Below are 21,070 nucleotides of genomic sequence, written 5' to 3'. Positions count from 1 at the left end.
ATGGATATGTTATGACGCATTTGTTTTTTAGATGATAGACTTGGCGTGTTAATCTTGTTCTGTTCATTTTATTATTCATGATTTTCTATTTTATGTTGTTGTATTTATGATTGTTTTGTAGGTTTACACCCCTAATCCCCATAGCTATCGGGACCCTCAAGGGGACAATTCATTTAAAGATAACTTGATATTAGGTTTCCGATATGAGACTGCTGTTGTCGGTGATCCATCTAAGAATTTTCGTTTCTTAGCTTTTATTTGGTCAATTTTACGCCGCAAATCGAACCATCAAGCGGACAATTAGTAAAAAGAGCATACGTTTTTAGTTACCTGTTTTCAGTCATCTGACCTCCGACTTCAACATCTTACTTGCTGAAATCCCTCAGTTAGTTGTAATTTACTGCGATAAAATGATTATTTTTATTGTTAAGAGAAATCGAATTTAGATGCGAAAATCAAATTTAGAAATCCTTCTGTTATTACCCATCAAAAATTTTATTGAAAAGAAGACCTCGGTTGGATTGTTACTGATATTTTCGGCGGTATTGGCCATGATTTTCGCGAATTCTGCTTTATCCGATACCTACCACAACTTTTGGAGCCGATACATCTATATCGGTATTGAAGATTTTGTCATCAAGAAAAGTTTGTTGCATTGGATTAACGACGGACTCATGTCTATGTTTTTCTTTTTAGTAGGCTTAGAATTAAAGCGCGAGTTAATGCACGGAGAGTTGGCGAGTTTTAAAAGTGCGCTTTTACCTGTAGCCGCCGCTATTGGCGGCATGTTATTTCCCGCCTTGGTTTATTATGCATTTACCCAGGGAACCGATGCCGTTTCTGGTTGGGGTATTCCTATGGCCACCGATATTGCTTTTGCATTGGGTATTTTGTATTTATTGGGAGACAAAGTTCCCTTATCTCTTAAAATATTTTTAACCGCCGTTGCCATCGTTGACGATTTGGGTGCTGTGTTGGTAATTGCACTATTTTATACTTCAGAAATATCTATGAACAATCTGGCTACAGGTGTTTTCTTTTTGCTCATACTATTTACAGCTAATAAATTAGGTATTAGAAACACCTTGTTTTATGCCATTATGGGTATTGGTGGTTTGTGGCTGGCCGTTTTATTGTCGGGTGTTCATGCTACTATTGCGGCTGTTTTGGCGGCTTTTACTATACCAACTAATAAAAGGGTAAACACTTCGTTATTTTTGAGAAAAGTGCGACAACTCACCTTTAAAATAAAGCGTTTAAAGCAAAAATCTATGAATGACCCTCACGAAGACTTCGATAAAATTTCGGAAAACATAGAAAAATTTTCAATGCTCACCGAAGATGCCACGCCACCGTTGCAAAGGCTTGAGCATGCACTGCATCCTTTTGTGAGTTTTGTAGTGCTGCCCATATTTGCCTTTGCCAATGCAGGCGTAACGATCGATGTTGAAGCCTTCAGCTATTTTTTGAGTCCGATAACATTAGGCGTCGCACTCGGTTTAATCGTCGGGAAAATCACCGGTATTTACCTTTTTGTGCGATTGACACTATTGTTTAAACTCTGCGCCTTGCCAGAAGGTGTTAATTTAAAACATATTTTAGGGGTGGGTATTTTGGCATCTATAGGTTTTACCATGTCACTTTTTATTACCGAATTGGCTTTTGAAAGCGACATGTATCACACCCAAGCTAAAATAGGAATTCTAGCTGCGTCCTTTATTGCTGGTATAGCTGGTTATCTATATTTAAAAATAATAGGTAATGGTAAGATTAAACCTAAAAAACAACCATAATAATTATTTGTGCGCTTTAATGCTACTAAATCGGATACCCATATATTATTAATGACCGGGTTCATAAATTATCCTTAAAAAGGTACTAAAGCGCTCGTTTTCTCTAGCTATTGGGATACCGGTTACAATACCAATTAATAAATTATCGGTAACGCCAACACGCATTTGTGGGCGCATAACCATGTCAAAATCGCCGTTGTTATTGTATTCTTTGTTAAACTCCACGCCCAGAAAATTTCTGGTACCGCTAATCATATAATGAAAATTGGTGTTGAATTGCCAGATGGTTTCACTGCTATTAGAATTAAAGTGTTGAATGAACTGTGGTCCAGTGTAGATTAAGGTGTGAAAATTGTTACCCCAGCGTTTAGCAGCAATAAAAAACGGGTTATAAATATTACCACTATACAAACGGCTACTACTATAACTTTTAAAGTCGGTGAGCTCAAACTCATGTAGATACCCAACGGCTAAAGATGTTTTGTGTTTTTCAGAAACTAAAAATGTGTATTGGGCTGCCAGTTTTAAACTTTGTAGTTTGCTAGAAGGTGCGTTCACGCCATTTTCGGTAGGATCGAAAAATGAAAAGGGTAGTTCTACTTCTAATCCTAATCGGTCAATAGGTGCCCATTCATATTCAACTAAAGCGATGTATTCGTCAAATTCGCGTTTGTCGGTAATGCCAATCCCAACATTCCATTCCTTTTCGCCTTTTCTGGCACCTAAATCTCTAATGAGGTCGATATATAAGGGTTCGGCATGCAATACTTTGGGTCTTGCTTTTACTTCTTCTACTTCGGCAATATAAAGACTGTCTTTGGTTTCTTTGGTTAATTCGGTTTCGGTTTGAGCGAATAAATTCATGTTATAAAAGCATGCCATAGCAATACAGCACACAAGTGTGATAGGTGTTTTCATAAAATTACATTAAAAATTATACATTCTGATATAGCGCAGCTTGGCATGAGCCAGTGCGCAAAAAAAACTTAAAGAATGTATATCAACTCGGGCGGAGGCGCGTCTACCGTACTCGGAGGTTCGGAAAATTGGTTGTGTTTGTAATTAAATTGAGACTTTTTAGAAAAGTCTAAGTAGTTATTATTTGTTTTGAGTTCCAGTGCAAGCACAAAGCTATCAACTGTGAAACTTGACTTAACTCGACTTTTGGAATCGGCATCACTGTCACGGGTTTCCGGAATGGCATTTTCAAAACCCAATACTTTTTCTACAATGATTTCTATAATACTTTCTTGCAGGTTAAAGCTAACGGGGGTATCTGGAATATTTACAAAATAATTGGGTACGTCTACGCTTATATTCAGCATATATAGGCCCATAAAGGCACTTAAAAACTTAAGGTATTTATGTTTGCGATTTGGTTTCACGATTGCAAATATAAAAAAAGACCTTAGAGAAAAGGTCTTTTTTAAAATTTGTTAACATTGGTTTAGTAGCCACCAAGTTGCATATCGGCAAATTTCTTTTTTTCATAACCAGCTGGTTTTTCAAAAATACTTTCGGCCACAGGTGTTGTGTCTAGTATGGTAGTTTCCATAATCATTTTTATGCTAGCTCCTGGAACGGGGATGTCAGATTCTAAACGCAACACCAAACCTTTTATGTTTGCTTTTTTAAGAACTTCAAATGAAGCGTCTTGGCTAAATGGCACCTCGTATTCAGGTAAGGCATATTTGTTGGTAACCCACATAACCATAGAGAGCTCAATACCCATTTGATTCATGGTTACCACATATTTTTCACAGTTGTAGCCTAAAATATCTTTGGTTTCGCCGTCTACTTTAGTTACATCCAGATTTTCCATTTCTGGTTGGTTGGAATCCACTAATTCTTTATCTAAGGTATAAATATGCTTTTTAGAGTCGTTCACTGCAAAACTTTCGGTTGGAGTGGTAACTACGCGATTCATCATGGCTTCCATAGCAGCACCCTTAAAATCGACAGCGCTTTTGTCCTTGCCGTAGTAAGAAATCATACCCTGTGGCATGTACTGCGCCATCATATCGGCGCCTTCGCCTTCATAAGAATAGGTAATTACCTGAGTACCAGAAAAGGTTTGCTGACTAAAGCTTAAAAAGCCAACAGCCATAAAAATGCTTAAAATAAAATTCTTAAATATCATAGTGTTGTATTAAAAGTTAAAACACCCAAAGTTACCATTTTAAGGTTAACATTTGGGTGTTTTGATGAATGAATTGTTGATTAATTTAGAATTGTATTCTCGTCGGTTTTATTGGACTTACATACCTTCATCGTATGCTTAAATAATTCTTTTTTCAAGGCTTTGTATTGCACCACATGATCGGTAATGTCATCATCTAATTTGGTTTGAACACGTTTAAAATCATTTTCCGCTTCTAATTGGTCTTTGCCATCAACTAAAATGATTAAATCTTTAAGGTGTTTTTCAACAATAGTAATTAGGTGCAGTGTTTTGGTAGCACTTTTAGCTAATTTTTCAAGGAGTTCTTTACTTTTTGAATAGTTACTCGCCGCCGTCATTTGAGCGCTATTATCTACGAGTAATTGATTAAAAAAGCGTTGTTCGTCTTTTATGAATTGCAATTCAGACAGCCAATTTTTATTGATGCTATTTAAATCGTCGGCACTTAGCCATTTCATAAGCTTGGGATAATAATTTGTGGGAGTCATGATGTTTAATTTTTAAAGTGGTAAAAACAAGGCAACTCCCTCGAAGCTGCCTTGTTTTGGTCAGCAAATCTACATCACCTCAATTACCTTTTTAGGGGTCATTTTGGTGGTTTTTAATTTACCAATGCGCAGGTTTAAGATACCCTTTTTGTAACCAGCTTTTACTTCGGCTTCTAAATCCGCTGTTTGCGGTAAGGTCATAGAACGTTTGAAAACGGTGTAATTAAATTCTCTGCGCATGTAATTGTTGTCTTTGTCTTCGTGTTCTTGTTTTTTTTCACCAACAACATGAAGTACATTGTCTTCAATACTCACTTCAAAATCTTCCTTAGAAAAACCAGGTGCTGCAAACTCAATTTCAAAATCGTTTTCATGTTCTTTCACATTCATTGCAGGCATCAGCCCATCTTCGGATAAAAAGTCGTCATTAAAGAACGCATCGGTGCTTAAAAAATCCTTTAAGCTCGCATTATTCCAAGGGAATAATCGGTTTTTGTTGTTAAATTTAATCAGTGACATTGTTAAAGTTTTAAATTAAACTTCCTTTTAAAATCGCTATGAATTTACCTAATTTTAAGTTTGAAAACTATGATAATTATCAGGTTTGGTGGTTGAAATTCTGAAAATAGAAAATAGAAAATAGAAAATAGAGAAGAGAGAATAGGGAAGTGCACGTCGGAGTTGGAATTTGGATGATGCGTTCGGATGAGTTGCATGTTTGGTGATAAATTTATTATGATTTGAAACTTAACTTTAACTTAGCAAAAACATAAACCAAATTGTTCAAATTGACCATTGTTAAAATTATAATATGATATTCAATAGATATGTTATTGGTTTTAGTTTGTTGCTCATTTTATGCAAGTGTGTTAATCCTAGCCACGAAATTATAGATGAAAATCTAAGGTCTAATTATGAAATTAAAGCTGAACTATTTGGTTTTGATGACGACACGAAATTTTATTTAGTGGATATTGATGACGCGATTGTTGACAGTGCTGTTATAAAGGATCATAAATTTAAAATGCAAGGAAAGATTAAAGATGAACCAGCATATTTTTCTTTACAAACCACGATTGACAATAAATTAATTTATACCACTTTATTAATTAAAAACGAACATTTAACTATTAAAGCACATTTGAGTGATTTCCCTTGGAATGTGCGTACCTGCGGTTCTCCTATTGATAGCACTTATCGAAAAGCATTAAGTTTAACTAAATCATTAGATCAAAAAAGAGATTCGTTGATATTTAACTTTATTGAATTACCTTTTGCAGAACAAGAAACAATAAAAAGTAGTTATTTAAAAAGTGTACAAGCCATTGACAGCCTCATTGAACTTAAAACATTAGATTATATCAAAAACAACCAAACATATGCCAGTATTTTAAAATTGTATTATTATAAAAACATTATGCCAAAAGATTCCGTTAAGGTTATCTATGATACTTATAATAAAGAACTTAAACTTAGTAGATTTGGACAAGTAATTAAAAACTATCTTGAGTCAAACCAGATAGAAATAGGTGATCAGTACTTGGATTTTCAAGCCTTAGATCAATTAAATAATAGCGCTTCGCTCTCCAATCTGGGATTGTCTGATAAATATATATTAATTAATTATACCTCTGCGCATTGCGGATTTTGTATAGAAGCATCAAACGAATTAATAATGATTCATAACAAGTATAAAAATAATTTAAATATTGTTAGTTTCTCAGCAGACGCTCAAGAAAATGATTGGAAAATATCTGTCGAGCGAGATGGCAATTTATGGACAAGTCTTTGGGATGGTGAAGGCCGAAATAGTAAAACAGCTTTTTCTTATAATTTTATGGCAACACCCACTTTTTTACTTATTGATAAAGACGGACGTATAATAGATAGATTAGTTGGCTATAATAAGGGAAAGTTAGCTAACATGCTCGAAGCTCATTTATTAAATTAACGTTGATAGAAAGTTATTAAAAGAAATGTATTAATTTTTTTTATTTTAAAAAAAAGGATAATAATTAAAAAACAAAACAATCTTCAATTTGAGCTTATGATTATTAATATTTTAATTAACAAAAAATTCAGGGTTGTTTATGCAATTCTTACCATTTGCCTTTTGTCTTCAAGTTTTGAAAACCGAGAATTGTTCCCAACACAATTTCTAGATGGAAATGACACCATTTTTTTAAATACAACTAAACAAAAAGGGAAAGGCTTATTTGAACTAGGGTATGGAATGCTTGAGTTTAAAGACACCACCGATAATTTCAATAATAAAGTTTTATTTCCGCAGCATATTGATAGTATCAAGCGATTTCAGTTACGGGTTGACTATGCAAAAAAAGATCATTTTGTTGAACTTATTATTGGCAGGTAGGATGGCATTCCAATATTTATAATTGACGAAAACAATAATAAAAACTTAGCCGATGATTCTATAAGAAACCTCAAAGAAATTGATTGGAAACGGGGAGAAGAATTGATTCCTTGTGAATACACAATTTTTAATGGTGAAAAAATAATAAAAGATAGTTCTTGGCTTGCTATTGGGTCTTTTAATTGCCGATTTTTATTGGGTAAAAGAGAATATTTAACAGTATCATTTAGATTAGGCGATAAAGATTATGAAATAGGAGTTTCTGAATCTCGAAATCCACTTAGTTTTTCTTATGGATTCTATCCGGATGTCGCTTTATTGAATGATGCTGGCGTAAAAAAAGACACCTTATTGATAAAAGACTTATTGACCATTGGAGCGTATGTCAATTTAAACGAACAATATTATAAAATCGAAAGTATTTCTAAACTAGGAGATTCAATTATTTTGGTTAAAGAAAAAGCATTTAATACTATTAAAGGCACCCAGGTCGGTATGATTGCGCCTGATTTCAAGGCTGTTTCTATTTTAGGGGATACCATCAGAAAATTAGATATAATAAACAAGAAAACAATAATTGCTAATTCATGTGGTTGTGGTGGCGACAGCATTTCAACGGATCCATATTTTGATATGGTGAACACTTTTGGTAACGATGTAAACATTTTTCATGTAGTTTCAAATTTCAAGAAGTTGGATCGCGGAACTCACATTGATTCGGAAGCACCAATCAATAGAGATTTTTACGAAATTTTCCGTAAAGAATACTGTTCAAGATTATGTTATGTTATTGGTATAGATGCCAGAGTCATTGACAAATTTGTGATAACCGATTGGAAAAATAACACAATAAACCTACTCGATTAATCCTGTGATTTTGGCTAAAAATATTGTTAAGTCATAAACTGAATAACCGCATCAGCTTTACTCTAACGTTATAAAAAATAGAATAGACTAAAGAGTTCTTCGATTGAAGTAAAATATAGAAAATCTGAGCGTTTTGCGGTATGGTTCTTTTCATATCCTAAATGATTGCCATATTTTTCGATAGTCACAATCATAATGACAGATGTTTTTAATTCTAATTCAAAACGACGGTTTCACCTAATTTTGGAATGGTTACTTTATAGTTATATGTCGATTCTATTTTTACTCTGAAAGCATCTAAAGAATTGGGTTCGCCGTGGATTAGAAATACTTCTTTCGGTGGGCTTTCTATTTCAGCCATCCAGTCGATGAGCTCTTGCTGATCGGCGTGCGCTGAAAGGCTTTCAAGGTGTACTATTTTTGCTTTTACGCTGTAATATTTCCCGAAGATTTTAAGATCGTGTGCACCTTCTAATAATTGACGGCCACGGGTGCCTTCTGCTTGGTATCCCACGAGTAAAATCGTAGTGTTATCACGATCAATGTGTTGCTGTAAATAGGTGAGTACACGACCGCCAGTAACCATGCCACTGCCTGCAATTACAATTTTTGGTTGTGGATTATCGATGGTAGTCCAAGTGTCTTTATAAGAAGTAATAATATTAAAATGTTTACACATGGCTTTAAACGAAATATCATCAATTTTATGCCATTGTGGGTACTGCCTAAATAGTTTCAACACATTATGCCCCATGGGACTATCGATATAAATAGGAATATTCGGTATCTTGTTGGCTTTGAACATTTGCCAAAATAAATACATAAGCGATTGCAAGCGCTCTACCGCAAAACTTGGTATAATTAAGATGCCTCGGTTGTGTATTGTTTCTTTAACAAGATCCACAAGCAACTGTTCAACATCAGTTTTGGGGTGCAGTTTATTGCCATAAGTGCTTTCTATAAATAGGAAATCGGCTTTGGCAGGTTTTTTTGGATTGTCTAGTAACAAATCGTTATTCCTACCTATATCACCTGAAAACACAAGAATTTGATCCTGGATTTGCAGTTCTATAAAAGTTGCTCCTAAAATATGTCCGTTGTACTGCAGTCTAAAATTGATGGTATCGGTAATGGGAATCCATTTGTCTACCGGAACATGATTAAACCGTTTTACGGTTGTCTCTGCTTCTTTGACGGTATAAAATGGCAAGGCTGGCTCGTGTTTGCTATAGTGTTCTTTATTGGCTTTTTCGGCTTCTTCTTCGTGTATTTTAGCACTGTCTAACAAAATAATTTCGGCAATGGCTACCGTTGGTAGCGATCCTACAATCCTGCCATTAAATCCTTGTTTTACCAATCGTGGCAGGTGGCCTACATGGTCTAAATGGCCATGGGTAAGCAAAACCATATCAATGTCAGAGACATCTAAGGGTAGTGGTTCCCAGTTTTTCAAACGCAGTTCTTTTAAACCTTGAAACATGCCGCAGTCTATTAATAATTTGGCATCAGGTGTTTCCACTAAAAACTTTGAGCCAGTAACAGTGCTGGCAGCGCCTAAAAACTGAACTGATATTGAAGCAATTTCTTTGAAATTAGACATGGCACAATAGTTTAATTTCATTTAATATTTTTTGTTTTCGAGATTCTGAAATGCCTAAATGATCTAAATAAAATTTATCATTTATCAGGTCTTTGCACAGCACCACATTTCTACTCAGCAAAAACTGTTTTTCCCTTTGGGTTAATAAGGTAGAAACCGTTATAGGATATAAACTCAATGCATCTATCCGATCACGAAGTGCATTGCCATAAGGGAAATCCCAACTTAAAAGATAAATGCCTTCACAAGCGGCATAGTCGTGCGCATCTTTTGTGAATCGTGCATTGGTAACAATCCACGCTGGTTCTAAATGACGCTCTTTAAAGTCCCAGCGAGCCTTAATATCCTGATAACGCGCCTGAATGTATAAAGGGATTTTAACGTCGCAGCTACCGCCAACTTCACTTTTAAATTTGCATTCTGCAAGTATGGTATGGTTGTTTTTAACAGCTACAACATCAACTTCGTGTTGTACACATTTACCTTGTAGAAGTTCGCCAACCTTGCAATTATAGCCACTTTGGGTTAATACGGCGCTTATAAAATGTTCAAAAGGAAAGCCAGTCGGACCAAGTTCGAAAATAGCTTTTTTAAGTTTATACTTAGAAGCGAAATAGCTTTTTTTTGCTTTTAGCATGGCAAAGGCACGGTTGTATATTTCCTTGGTAGAAATGCCGTGATAGAGTTCCTTTTCTACTTTAGTAGCAACTTCATTAATAGTAGCTTCGTCGGCATCGGAACGTTTTAAAGATTCAATAAGTCGTTCTTTAGAAAACGGTACCACATCACCGGAATACTTCGTAATTTCAACGTTTGATTTCGCCATAGTTGTTGATTTTAAACTAATTATTACTCATGCAGCACTAAAATTGGCACATGTGTATAAAATGTAATTTGATTGACTAAAGGTCTACTTAGAATACTTCCAAAGAAGGCATGTTTTTTATTGAGAAAACACAACATATCACTTTCCCTACTTTCAGTAAAACAATTGATACCATTTAAAACCTCTTGATGGTGGAGTTGTTTATAGCTTATTTTGCAATCGTTTAGTAAGTCTAATAAGTTGGTTTTAATCTTAATTTGATCTTCTGAAAGTTTACTATCGCCATCTTTAAAAATATGTAGTACTTTGATTTCAGCATTGCATCTTTTCGACAAAAACTTAAGAACACTCAAATTGTCATCAGAAAATTGCGATTTAAATTTAGAAGGAAATACGATTTCCGCTGGTTGTTGAATCTCAGCTGCCAATGGTATCACTATAACAGGACATTCGCGCATTTTTTCCATAACATTAACTGCTACACTTCCGTAAACCGCTTCGCTTGTATTTGAAGTTCCTTGAGTGCCCATAATTAAAAGATCGATAGGGTGTTTGCTTACGTAATCTTTTATCACCTTTAAAGGTTCGCCACAAATAGCTTCACAAGTCACATTATGCATTTTTTGATTGACAGGTTTTAAAGCCATCATATCTAAAGCCTTTGCTAGATTATCCTCCGCCTCAGATTTGGCTGTTTCGTATTCTTCGTCACCTGGCTCTGGATTGACAAAAAAACTCATACCGTCTGAAAACTCAAAAGCATTAACTAGATGTATGTTACAATGGTGATTTTTGAACAATACCAAAGCATACTGAACAGCCTGCCATGCGTTTCTGGAAAAATCTGTCGGGATGAGAATATTGGTAATCATAACTTTAAGCTGAAAGGATTAGTTTTTAAATGAAGGTATCACCAGCAGCGGAATTTCCAAATGGAGTCCGATTTTGTTAACGAAGGGTCTAAAGAATAAATTCTCAAAAAAGGACTTTTTATTGTTAATGAGCACCAGTAAATCGATGTCCATCTTTTTAATAAAAATATTTATTGCATTTTCAAGACTTTCGTCGCTATGATCGTGAAATTTGAAGTTGGTGTCACTAAGCATTGTTTCAAGTACATTTTTGCGTTGAAGATTTTTGTAAGACAATTCATAACCAAAGGATACGTGTAAAATATTGAGCATTGATTTATTAGCCTTAACGATATCCTTAATTGGATTGATGTGTTTGTCTTTAAAATCAACCCCATAATCTGACGGGAACAACACTGATTTAGGAGGAATGGCTTTAAAATTCTCTGGCACGGCAATTAAAGGGCATTTGGCATTGTTAAGCGTGTGGACGGTGTTGGTTCCGAATACAATTTCGGAAGCTCCAGTAGCGCCTTTAGTACCCATTACTATATAATCGATTTTGAGTTTTTCTGCTTGTTCTTTAATTTCATTGATTAAGGTGTTGAATGCCAAAATACTTATTACCTCATGATTTTTGTTTGGAAAGGTATTGAGCAATTTTTGTTTCACCTTTTCGAGATTTTTTTCGGCAGTTTCTCTAATAATGTCGCTTAGTTCCAGCTGACTGGTGTTCATCATTACAAATTCAGTTTGATAAATCACGGGTGTATAGGTATGTAGCAGGTGAAATGTACATACGTCGTTTTTAAAAATCTGAGCGGCATAGCTTATAGCGTTCCATGCATTTTCAGAAAAATCGGTGGGTAAAAGTATGTGTTTCATGGTGTTTCTATTTAAAATTATTTATTTTAATCTCGGCGCATGTTTTGCATGGCCAAAAATGGAATTTGCATATCGAGTGCTACCGCATCAATGGTAGAAGCGTATAAGATATCTTCTAAAAAGCTATGCCGGCTGTTTACCATAACCAGCATATCGGCCTTGTGTTGTGAACAATAATCGTTGATACCTTCAACCACACTTTTGTGAAGAACATGAACAAATTTTGTTTCATTTTTACTCAAGGTGTCTTCAATAAATTGTCGGTTCACTTCCTGTCTTACAGAAAGCTGTTTGGATTTTGATACATAAATCATATCAACTTCAGCTCGGTATGGTGCAGCCATTTCGCATAAAAGTTTTAATTCTCGTCGTTTATAAGGAATGAGATAGTTGGTTGCAAATACAATTTTCTTTGGTTGGGTGTAATCATAATTGGCTGGAATAGCCAACACTGGACTAGCAACATAACGCAAAACTTGAATGGTATTGCTGCCAAATAACGTTGATTTTTTGTCGGTGACACCTTTGGTACCCATTACGATGATATCGATATTGACTGTATCAACTAAAATATCAATGCCGTCTATAAGTCCGTGTTGACTTGCAACCTGGTGGTAGGTATGGCGTGGGTTTGGCCAAATGTACTTAACTTCTTCAATTAAAGCGCTTAATTTTTCGCTTGATTTTTGACGCATCATTTCTAATACATTAGACAAACTATCACTTTTTAGCAGCTCCTTATCTTTGTAGATATCTTCCTCAAAAGCATTTATAAAATAGACTTCGCTTTTATCGTATTTAAAAAGTTCAAGGGCGTATTTAATCGCATTGAAAGCTGGTTTAGAAAAGTCGGTAGGAATTAATATTTTTCTCATGATTCTATATTTTGATACGATGTAAACTTTAATTGTTCTATAATTTATTTATTAATATGGGACTACTTGATAGGCCATATTCAACAGATAAATTCCGATTAAAAATAAAAGTGTGTAAACGACTTGAACAAACTTTACGTTTAGTTTTATTAATAGTTTTACGGTGGATTGTGGTATTATGAACAACGCTAAACCAATAAATAGTGCGATCCATCCGAAAGCGGTTATTAAAAACGACCAACTAGGCTCCCAGATATTGTATAATAAAATATTGATAAGACCAATAATAATCGCAAGAAATGAGACTGTAAATCGGAATTTCTCATCCTTTAAATCTTGAAATATTTGTTTGATGCGCAAGGGTTTTAAACTTAAAAGCGCGAAGAAAATAAGAAGATACCAACCCCAAAATTTCGTAAGTATTAACAAAGTTTCCATGATGTTTGATTTAGTGGTTATTTTGCTTAATTCAGGTATGAAGTTACGGATAAACCTTTAAAACTACTATGACCTTGCTCATGTTTCAATAATTGCAGACTGATATTTGTCATTTAATTTAAATAGAAATTTTTTACTTTTAAAAGGTTTTAATATGGTTGCAAATGAAGTTTAACTCAAAAATATTAATGATATGAAACCTTTACATACAAATACTTATAAACAGATTGGTTATCTTTTTTATGCCGTTGCAGCTGTTGATAAAAACGTCGCAGAGGCAGAAGTTGAGACTTTAAAGAAATTGGTAAAGCAACATTGGTTGCCTTTAGACGAAACCAATGATATATACGGAAGTGATGCAGCTCATCAAATAGAAATAGTTTTTGATTGGTTAAATGATAATGAGCAAGCGGCTAAAGCGTGTTACAACAAGTTTGAAGACTATTACAAAACACACAACAGTGTATTTACAGCACCCGTAAAAAAATTAATTTTAGATACGGCCGAAGCAATAGCCAATAGTTTTTCAGGAAAAAACAAATCGGAGTTAATGCTATTAGCCAAATTAAGCGTTTTATTTAAAGAGCATTAAAAGCTAAAACGTTTTATTTGCGCTTTAAAATAACATTAGTAATTTTACCACGTATAGTATTTCTATAACCTAATTTTCATCAAATCATCATGAGTATAGGATTGGTATTATCGGGTGGTGGCATGCGTGGCGCTGCTCATGTAGGCGTCATTAAAGCCCTTCAAGAAAACAACATACGCATAAGCCATGTTTCTGGTGTGAGTGCTGGCGCCATAGTTGGTGCATTGTTTGCCAAAGGCTTACAATGGGATGAGATGTTTAAATTTTTCAAATCGGTAAACGTGATGGATTACAAAAAGTTCGCTTTTGGTAAGCCTGGGTTTATAGATATCGACAAATATTATGACGTTTTAAAAACTGTTTTTACAGATGATGATTTTGAACAACTTAAAATTCCGCTTTTTATTAATGCCACCAATATTATTAACGGAAACAATAAAACGTTCAGCAAAGGACAGTTAATAAAGCCAATTCTGGCTTCGGCAGCATTTCCAGGTGTTTATACCCCCGTTGAAATTAATAGCAAACACTATGTTGATGGCGGTGTTTTAGATAACTTTCCTGTTGATGCTATAAAGCATAAATGCGATAAATTAATTGGTGTGTACGTTAATCCATTTACTGAAATGGGTATTAAAGATTTAAAACATTCTTACAGTATTTTAGAACGTGCTTACCGCATTAAATCTGCAAAAGAGGATTTTCTTAAGTTTAAGTTTTTTAATCTCGTTGTATGTCCAGATCAACTAAATAACTACGGAATTTTCGACAGTAGTAAAGTAGATGAAATATTTAATCACGGATATAATAAGGCAATAGAACTTCTAACAGAGGAGGTAATCTCGGAATTAAAATCCTAACTTTTGTTCAGCATTGTTTTCTGTAAAACAGTTAGTTAAGCCTCTATGGAATAACCACTAGGTTAATAGTGTAATCCGTTATAAATTCTCTAAATTTACGTTTCATAAATTTTATTAAATATCCATGTTACAAAACAACGAGCCCATATTCCAAATGCTATTCGAAGCTGTTTCAGAAGGTGTAGTAGTTGTGAATTCTAGTCAGGTAATTATTGCTACCAATAAGTCGGCTGATGTAATGTTTGGTTATAATCAAGGTGAATTAATCAATAAGGATTTATCAATTCTAATTCCTCAAAATTATCATCACTCGCACAGCGCGCACGTTTCTGGGTTTATGGAAAAAAACGAAAAGCGTCGTATGGGTATTGGTAGAGATATCTACGGGCAACATAAAGACGGCGGCAAATTTCCTGTTGAGGCGGGGTTAAATCCGTTTGAATTTGAAAACGAACGTTACGTAATGGCCATTGTAATTGATATAAGTTTAAGAAAAGAACAAGAAGAAAAAATTCTTGAATTAAATGCTCATTTGGAAGAAAAGGTGAAAGCGAGAACGTCGGAGTTAAGCGAGTCGGTTAATGCTTTAAAAGAACTAAACACAGCCTTGGAGGCAGAAAATCTGAAACGAATTAAAGCCGAACAAAAAACCAAAGTAGCGCTCAAAAAAGAAAAGGAATTAAACGAGCTCAAAACACGCTTTTTATCCTTAGTTTCGCATGAGTTTAAAACCCCCTTGAGCGGTATTTTAACCAGCACCATGTTACTGGCAAAATACCAACTAACCGAGCAGCAATCAAACAGAGATAAGCATTTAAAAACCATAACTAATAAAGTGCATTACTTAAACAATATTCTCAATGATTTTTTGTCTATTGAAAAATTTGAAACTGGAAATATACAATACAAATGCAGCGAATTTATCGTCAGTAAAGTTGTCAACGAAGTTGTCTATAATGCCAACATGCTTTTAAAAGAAGGTCAGGTAATCATTTATCCCGAAGATATCGAAGATTTATCGCTATACCAAGATGAAAAAACTATTGAATTAGCCTTGTCTAATTTATTAAACAATGCTATTAAATATTCTAAAGAAAATACTGATATCAACATCGTAATAAAACAAGATAATGAAAACACTAGTTTTACCATTATAGACCGCGGTATCGGTATCCCCGAAAAGGAGCAAAAAAATATTTTCAATAGATATTTTAGAGCTGAAAATGCGTTAAATGTTCAAGGTACTGGAATTGGATTAAATATTGTAAAAAGTCATATTGAAAATCTTGGTGGTAGTATTTCTTTTCAGAGTGCAGAACAGATTGGGTCTACATTTACCTTTACTGTTCCAAATGTATTCAAAAATTAATTTAACTTTGTAAGGCACCGTTTCAATTTAAATCTTAAAATCATACATTTGAAAACCATACTTTTAATAGAAGACGATCCAGTTCTCAGAGAAAACACCCAAGAGCTTATTGAACTTTCTGGATACATAGTTACCGCTGCGTCTAACGGGAAAATAGGAGTAGAGCGCGCTATTGACATCAAACCAGATTTAATTGTTTGTGACATCATGATGCCCGAATTAGACGGCTACGGTGTGATTGAGAGTTTATCAAAAAATGATAGCACCAAACACATTCCATTTATTTTTTTATCGGCCAAAACGGAGCGCCAAGATATTAGAAAAGGCATGAATTTAGGTGCGGACGATTATATTACAAAACCATTTACAGAAGACGAATTGATTAGCGCCATCGAAAGTAGATTGGCTAAGATTGCGATTCTTAAAGATACCCAAAACAACGCTGCTTCAAAGTCAACTAATCAACATGATGGATTAAGAAACCTAGAAGATTTAAAGAATTTTTTTGATGATAATGGGGAAATTTCCAACTATAAAAAAGGTGACTTAATTTTTGAAGAAGGTCAAAATTCAAATTATGTCTATCTTATAAGAAAAGGTGTAGTAAAAGCACATAGTTTAGATGAAAATGGTAAAGAGTTGATTACCTCAATCCATAAAGAAGATGATTTATTCGGATATACCACTTTTAACACTAATGAACCCTATCAAAATTTTGCAACAGCCATTGAAGATACCGAATTAGTTGGAGTTTCAAAACAAGAACTCATTTCTTTACTCAATGACAATCATCATGTGGTAATGGATTTTTTAGACCTGTTGGCCAGCGATTTATCTGGTGCTAAGGAACAACTTCTTGAAATGGCTTACAGTTCAGTTACGAAGAAAACAGCTACTACCATTTTGAAATTTGCTGATAAACTCAACAAAAAACCAAATGAACCCATTAAGATTTCACGTAACGATTTGGCCAGTGTTGCTGGAATCGCTACCGAGACTTTAATAAGAACTATTTCGAGTTTTAAAAAAGAAGGTATTATTGAAATTGATGGTAGAAATATAAAAATACTTGATTTAGAAAGACTTCAAAATATAGAGTAATTTTTAAGTAGCTGATATTTATCATTTTTTAAGGTAAACTTCCTGTATATTTTTGTTGCGTAACAGAGATATAAATGAAGACAATTTTACTTCCTACAGATTTTTCTGATAATTCATGGAATGCTATTAAATACGCAATCGATTTTTTTAAAGAGTCGTCTTGTATGTTTTACATTCTACATGTTAATAAATTAAGTAATCTTGTAGCCATAGATAAACCTTATATAATTGATCAAAATATAATTGAAGAAACGTTTGTTAAACCAGCGGAAGTAAAACTTAAGAGTATTATTTCTAAAATACACAGTTTACCACTCAACAAAAAGCATCAATTTTTTACACTTACCGATCATAATTTATTTATTGATTCCATAAGACAACACGTTACCGATTTAAATGTCGATGTAATTGTGATGGGAACAAAAGGAGCTGAAGGTTTAAAAAAGCTTATCGTTGGAAGCAATACCGCCGATGTCATCACTAAAGTTAAATGCACAACTTTGGCAGTACCAGAAAATGCCAAATATGTACCACCAAAAGAAATTGCTTTTCCAACTGATTTTTCTATGGAACATCCATCGCAAACGCTTGGCGGCTTAAGTGAAGTGATTTTAAGTAAAAATGCAGCAATTAGATTCTTACATATAAGCAAGAAAAAAGATCCTGTACTCAATGATAATCAAGAGCATAACAAAGTGATCTTAGCCAATTACTTTAAAGATTTCGAACACTCGTTTCATTTCTTAAAAAGCGATCACATAGAAGAAGCCGTGCAGTGTTTTACTGACAGTAGAGCTATTGACATGATAATCATGGTAGCCAAAAACCAGAACTATTTTCAACGCATTTTATTTAGACCAAAAGTAGAAACTATTAGTTACCATACGGATATTCCGTTTTTAGTAATACACGAATAGCTGGTTTACTAAACTAAATTCTTTACAGCATCAAATTTTATTTCCTGAAAATTGTTAACTACCAAATCGGCTTTTGAATAGTCCTGATTTTTTGAATGGTGGCTATCATAACCAATACAAAATATACCCGCTGATTTCGCTGCTTGAATTCCATTAGTAGAATCTTCAATTACCATACAATGATTAGGGATGTTGCCCGAAGCTTGAGCTGCTTTAAGAAATATTTCAGGATGTGGCTTCGAATCTTTTAAATCGGCACCACTTAATTTGGCAACGAAATACTGATTTAAATCAAAACGATTAAACACACGCTCAATAGTACCCATTGAGGCCGATGATGCGAGCACCAAAGTCACATCGTTACTATGATAGTCTTTGATCAGGTCTAAAACACCGTCTAGTAATTGTAAACTCTCGTCCGTATCAAATAAATCATTAAAATGGTGTCGCTTACTTAATTCTAGTTTTAGCGGATTTTCGGTTAAGTCAAAATGTTTGCATATTCTTTTGCAAATGTTTTTAGTAGATTGTCCAGTGAACGATTGGTAAAGTTCGTCACTAACATCCAAATCGAATTCCTGAAACATGGTGTAATATGCCTTGTGGTGTAAGGGTTCCGTGTCAACTATTACGCCATCCATATCAAATAAAACTGCTTTTAACATAGTGTTTTTTAGTTTAGACAAAGGTAAACAAGCAAACGAAATAGTTAAATATTAGGATACTTTTTCACAAACTATTATCCATTTTTGATTTGAATTTATTGTGGTGAAAAATATATAAACCTCACCGCCATCAAGTAATCTGAAATTGGTGCGCAATGCTTGTACGGACATAGGAAAGTTTCGAGTGGCAATATTGGCCTTAGTAATATTTAAGGATCTCAAATTCTTTTTGCTGAATCCCAAGCTCTGTGAAACCTGAAACACTCTTCCGGGAAAGTCAATTAAATCGTTAGAAGTATACAAATGTGAATGTTGATGCAGCTTTTTTACATTAAACGCTTTTGCAATAGTTTTGAATGCACCAGATTTCATAATAGCTGCGTTTGGTTCGTACAGATAGGTGAGTGGTTCGCTAAGGCTTACATCAATGTATTGTTCATCTTCAAGAATAAAACTGAAAGTTTCAGTAGTATAAGATTTTATGTTGATGGTTTCAATTTTCAATGGCCTTTGCCAACTGAACTCCAAATGCCATAACAATTCTTTCACTTCATTATTTACGGCTACAATATAAAGACGCTTTACAAAAGTTAATTCTGAAAGACCCATACTTATGTCTAATAGAGGTGCGGTTTTTATCAGAATATTTTTTGAGTAGTTAAACAAAGTTTCAAGATATTCTGGCACATTTGGCAGGCAATCGCTTAGCATAAAAACTTTGCCTTTATGTTCGTTACGGCGTGATGGATCGATATAAATACAGTCGAATTTCTGGTCTAAACTTGCTAATAATTCCATACCATCACCACAAAGCGTTTTGATGTTTTTGATCTTTAAAACCTCGAAATTATGACTAGCAATCTCGTGCAAGGATTCGTTTAATTCACAGTGAATAACAGTATCAAAATGTTTGGCGAATGCGAATGCGTCAACGCCAAAGCCACCTGTAATGTCTACAATAGTTTTTCCAACTACTAAATTGGCTTTGTAGTTTGCCGTTAGTTCAGACGAAGTTTGTTCAATGTTGAGCTTATTGGGGTAGTAAATATTTGAGGTGTGAAACCAACTTGGAAGTTTGTGTTCGCAGCGCTTTTTAGATTCAATTTGTTCTATGATTTCGGCGATGGAGACGTCAAAAAATTCAGACTGTTTTAAAGCGAGTTCAGATGTGTTACTTTGAAGATGGGCTTCTATAAATCCCTGTATTTCTTTACTTAAAATTCTTGAATTCAATAGCCTAAACGTTTTTAGTAAGTTTTTGAATCACGCTATATTGGGACAAAAACTCTTTTAAAATAACCTTTAAAGCGGTATAGGTAGGCACAGCTAAAATCATTCCTAAAATGCCAAATAGAATTCCTCCTATTATAATAATTAAGAAAATTTCTAAAGGATGTGATTTGACACTTTTTGAAAAAATGAAGGGCTGACTAAAGAAATTATCAACTAATTGTGCAATGCCAAAACCAATCATCACATAAATGGTTTTTGGCAGAATCACTTCCCTAAAACTCTCACCTAAATTACTACTCATACTCAAAAGCACCAATAAAACCGCACTTATAATCGGACCTACGTATGGAATAAGATTTAGCAATGCACATAAAAATGCAATCACCACCGCATTACTAATACCAAAAATGAGTAAAACTACGGTATAAACAACAAATAATATGGTGATTTGCAACAATAAACCAGTAAAATATCGTGATAACAATCCTTTAATTTTCAAAATTGAATTACTAGTTCCGGCCGATTTAGAATTAGGCACAAAGGTTAAAACACCTTGCTCAAACAATTTGCTATCTTTTAAAAAAAAGAATAAAATAAACAACACAGAAAATAAACCAATACTAAAACTACCTAAGCCACCTATAAAGCCATTAAGCATCTCTGGAATAATGCCAACATTAATTTTTGACAAAAATCCATATTCATTTAAAGATTGGCTTATATCGATTTGATGTAAACTAAGATAATTGATAGCTTCTTCATAAAGTGACTTGAAGTTTTGTTGGAGTTCGTTAATATCAAGCAGTGCAAGATTTTCACTTTGTTCAAGTACTAAGGGAATAAATAAGCTAATAAGTCCGATGATAATCACCAAAAAAGACAACATAGCCACAATAGCTGAAACGGTATGGTTAAGTCTTAAGCGTGTTCTAAGAAACAGCACTAGTGGTCTTAACATTAAAGAGATAACCATTGCAATTAAAATATAAGCTATCACCGATCGCAATAAATACAAGGTATAACACAAAAGCAAAATGCCAACAATAACACTAACTGCTTTTAGAATGCCTTTTGAAATAGTGTTTGAATTCATGCCATAAATATATTTATTCTTTTTGAACTAGTAGCGACTTCAAAATGAAATTACAGTAACG

The 21,070-nt window shown here is 34.1% G+C and carries 23 protein-coding genes; 9 read left to right on the top strand and 14 right to left on the bottom strand.

Features of this window, described 5'->3' with window-relative positions:
- The first annotated feature begins 446 nt into the window (after positions 1 to 446).
- On the top strand, positions 447 to 1,793 hold the full coding sequence (nhaA, locus tag V7Z48_RS04180) for a Na+/H+ antiporter NhaA (RefSeq protein WP_334112139.1): 1,347 nt from the start codon (positions 447 to 449) through the stop codon (positions 1,791 to 1,793).
- A 48-nt stretch (positions 1,794 to 1,841) separates the two neighbouring features.
- Here nhaA and V7Z48_RS04175 read toward each other — a convergent pair whose 3' ends face one another.
- From V7Z48_RS04175 to V7Z48_RS04155, 5 genes are all read right to left on the bottom strand, one after another.
- Positions 1,842 to 2,711 carry an HAEPLYID family protein gene (locus V7Z48_RS04175; protein WP_428849827.1) on the bottom strand — a complete coding sequence of 290 codons (870 nt, stop codon included), beginning with the start codon at positions 2,709 to 2,711 and terminating at the stop codon, positions 1,842 to 1,844.
- A 68-nt stretch (positions 2,712 to 2,779) separates the two neighbouring features.
- A complete protein-coding gene (locus V7Z48_RS04170; RefSeq protein ID WP_334112138.1) occupies positions 2,780 to 3,178 on the bottom strand; it encodes a hypothetical protein in 399 nt (132 codons plus the stop codon).
- A gap of 62 nt (positions 3,179 to 3,240) precedes the next feature.
- A complete protein-coding gene (locus V7Z48_RS04165; protein WP_334112137.1) occupies positions 3,241 to 3,933 on the bottom strand; it encodes a DUF4412 domain-containing protein in 693 nt (230 codons plus the stop codon).
- A gap of 80 nt (positions 3,934 to 4,013) precedes the next feature.
- Positions 4,014 to 4,463 (bottom strand): hypothetical protein, encoded by a 450-nt coding sequence (locus V7Z48_RS04160; RefSeq protein ID WP_334112136.1) that lies wholly within the window; start codon positions 4,461 to 4,463, stop codon positions 4,014 to 4,016.
- A gap of 69 nt (positions 4,464 to 4,532) precedes the next feature.
- On the bottom strand, positions 4,533 to 4,982 hold the full coding sequence (locus V7Z48_RS04155; protein WP_334112135.1) for an Hsp20/alpha crystallin family protein: 450 nt from the start codon (positions 4,980 to 4,982) through the stop codon (positions 4,533 to 4,535).
- 292 nt (positions 4,983 to 5,274) lie between these two features.
- On the opposite strand from V7Z48_RS04155, the gene V7Z48_RS04150 reads away from it, so the two are divergent.
- The 3 genes from V7Z48_RS04150 to V7Z48_RS04140 all read left to right on the top strand — a co-directional run bounded on the left by V7Z48_RS04150 (position 5,275) and on the right by V7Z48_RS04140 (position 7,704).
- Entirely contained in the window at positions 5,275 to 6,414 is a 1,140-nt protein-coding gene (locus V7Z48_RS04150) for a thioredoxin-like domain-containing protein (RefSeq protein WP_334112134.1), read from the top strand.
- A gap of 96 nt (positions 6,415 to 6,510) precedes the next feature.
- A complete protein-coding gene (locus V7Z48_RS04145) occupies positions 6,511 to 6,837 on the top strand; it encodes a hypothetical protein (RefSeq protein WP_334112133.1) in 327 nt (108 codons plus the stop codon).
- Positions 6,838 to 7,032: 195 nt separating this feature from the next.
- Complete coding sequence (locus V7Z48_RS04140) at positions 7,033 to 7,704, top strand: hypothetical protein (RefSeq protein ID WP_334112132.1); 672 nt, start codon at positions 7,033 to 7,035, stop codon at positions 7,702 to 7,704.
- Positions 7,705 to 7,918: 214 nt separating this feature from the next.
- Here the strand turns inward: V7Z48_RS04140 and V7Z48_RS04135 are convergent, their stop codons facing one another.
- Genes V7Z48_RS04135 through V7Z48_RS04110 form a run of 6 tightly spaced genes read right to left on the bottom strand, consistent with a single transcriptional unit; the run spans position 7,919 to position 13,179 of the window.
- Complete coding sequence (locus tag V7Z48_RS04135; protein ID WP_334112131.1) at positions 7,919 to 9,325, bottom strand: MBL fold metallo-hydrolase; 1,407 nt, start codon at positions 9,323 to 9,325, stop codon at positions 7,919 to 7,921.
- Entirely contained in the window at positions 9,297 to 10,130 is an 834-nt protein-coding gene (locus tag V7Z48_RS04130) for an ATP cone domain-containing protein (protein ID WP_334112130.1), read from the bottom strand. Before V7Z48_RS04130 ends, V7Z48_RS04135 begins: the two co-directional genes overlap by 29 nt.
- 23 nt (positions 10,131 to 10,153) lie before the next feature.
- On the bottom strand, positions 10,154 to 11,002 hold the full coding sequence (locus tag V7Z48_RS04125; protein ID WP_334112129.1) for a universal stress protein: 849 nt from the start codon (positions 11,000 to 11,002) through the stop codon (positions 10,154 to 10,156).
- A gap of 18 nt (positions 11,003 to 11,020) precedes the next feature.
- The gene (locus V7Z48_RS04120) at positions 11,021 to 11,866 is read right to left on the bottom strand and encodes a universal stress protein (RefSeq protein WP_334112128.1); all 846 of its coding nucleotides are present in this window, start codon (positions 11,864 to 11,866) and stop codon (positions 11,021 to 11,023) included.
- Positions 11,867 to 11,892: 26 nt separating this feature from the next.
- Positions 11,893 to 12,741 (bottom strand): universal stress protein, encoded by an 849-nt coding sequence (locus tag V7Z48_RS04115; RefSeq protein ID WP_334112127.1) that lies wholly within the window; start codon positions 12,739 to 12,741, stop codon positions 11,893 to 11,895.
- Positions 12,742 to 12,792: 51 nt separating this feature from the next.
- Complete coding sequence (locus V7Z48_RS04110; protein WP_334112126.1) at positions 12,793 to 13,179, bottom strand: hypothetical protein; 387 nt, start codon at positions 13,177 to 13,179, stop codon at positions 12,793 to 12,795.
- Positions 13,180 to 13,372: 193 nt separating this feature from the next.
- Between V7Z48_RS04110 and V7Z48_RS04105 the strand changes: the two genes are divergently transcribed.
- The 5 genes from V7Z48_RS04105 (at position 13,373) to V7Z48_RS04085 (ending at position 18,018) form a co-directional block, all read left to right on the top strand.
- On the top strand, positions 13,373 to 13,771 hold the full coding sequence (locus V7Z48_RS04105; protein ID WP_334112125.1) for a hypothetical protein: 399 nt from the start codon (positions 13,373 to 13,375) through the stop codon (positions 13,769 to 13,771).
- An 89-nt stretch (positions 13,772 to 13,860) separates the two neighbouring features.
- Entirely contained in the window at positions 13,861 to 14,631 is a 771-nt protein-coding gene (locus V7Z48_RS04100) for a patatin-like phospholipase family protein (protein WP_334112124.1), read from the top strand.
- A 124-nt stretch (positions 14,632 to 14,755) separates the two neighbouring features.
- Positions 14,756 to 16,000 carry a PAS domain-containing sensor histidine kinase gene (locus V7Z48_RS04095; protein WP_334112123.1) on the top strand — a complete coding sequence of 415 codons (1,245 nt, stop codon included), beginning with the start codon at positions 14,756 to 14,758 and terminating at the stop codon, positions 15,998 to 16,000.
- A gap of 48 nt (positions 16,001 to 16,048) precedes the next feature.
- Positions 16,049 to 17,101: a response regulator gene (locus V7Z48_RS04090; protein WP_334112122.1), complete on the top strand. Its 1,053-nt coding sequence runs from the start codon at positions 16,049 to 16,051 to the stop codon at positions 17,099 to 17,101.
- A 74-nt stretch (positions 17,102 to 17,175) separates the two neighbouring features.
- Complete coding sequence (locus tag V7Z48_RS04085; RefSeq protein ID WP_334112121.1) at positions 17,176 to 18,018, top strand: universal stress protein; 843 nt, start codon at positions 17,176 to 17,178, stop codon at positions 18,016 to 18,018.
- Between the two features lie 8 nt (positions 18,019 to 18,026).
- On the opposite strand, the gene V7Z48_RS04080 is transcribed toward V7Z48_RS04085, so the two are convergent.
- From V7Z48_RS04080 to V7Z48_RS04070, 3 genes are read right to left on the bottom strand one after another with little or no spacing between them, the layout of a single operon-like run.
- Positions 18,027 to 18,683: an HAD family hydrolase gene (locus V7Z48_RS04080; RefSeq protein ID WP_334112120.1), complete on the bottom strand. Its 657-nt coding sequence runs from the start codon at positions 18,681 to 18,683 to the stop codon at positions 18,027 to 18,029.
- A 51-nt stretch (positions 18,684 to 18,734) separates the two neighbouring features.
- Positions 18,735 to 19,916: a class I SAM-dependent methyltransferase gene (locus V7Z48_RS04075; RefSeq protein ID WP_334112119.1), complete on the bottom strand. Its 1,182-nt coding sequence runs from the start codon at positions 19,914 to 19,916 to the stop codon at positions 18,735 to 18,737.
- 4 nt (positions 19,917 to 19,920) lie between these two features.
- The gene (locus tag V7Z48_RS04070; protein WP_334112118.1) at positions 19,921 to 21,009 is read right to left on the bottom strand and encodes an AI-2E family transporter; all 1,089 of its coding nucleotides are present in this window, start codon (positions 21,007 to 21,009) and stop codon (positions 19,921 to 19,923) included.
- Positions 21,010 to 21,070 lie beyond the last annotated feature (61 nt).

Source organism: Paucihalobacter sp., assembly GCF_036825875.1.
Lineage (GTDB): Bacteria > Bacteroidota > Bacteroidia > Flavobacteriales > Flavobacteriaceae > Paucihalobacter.
The sequence above is the reverse complement of the archived record's forward strand: the minus strand, read 5'-3'. Positions and strand labels throughout refer to the sequence as shown.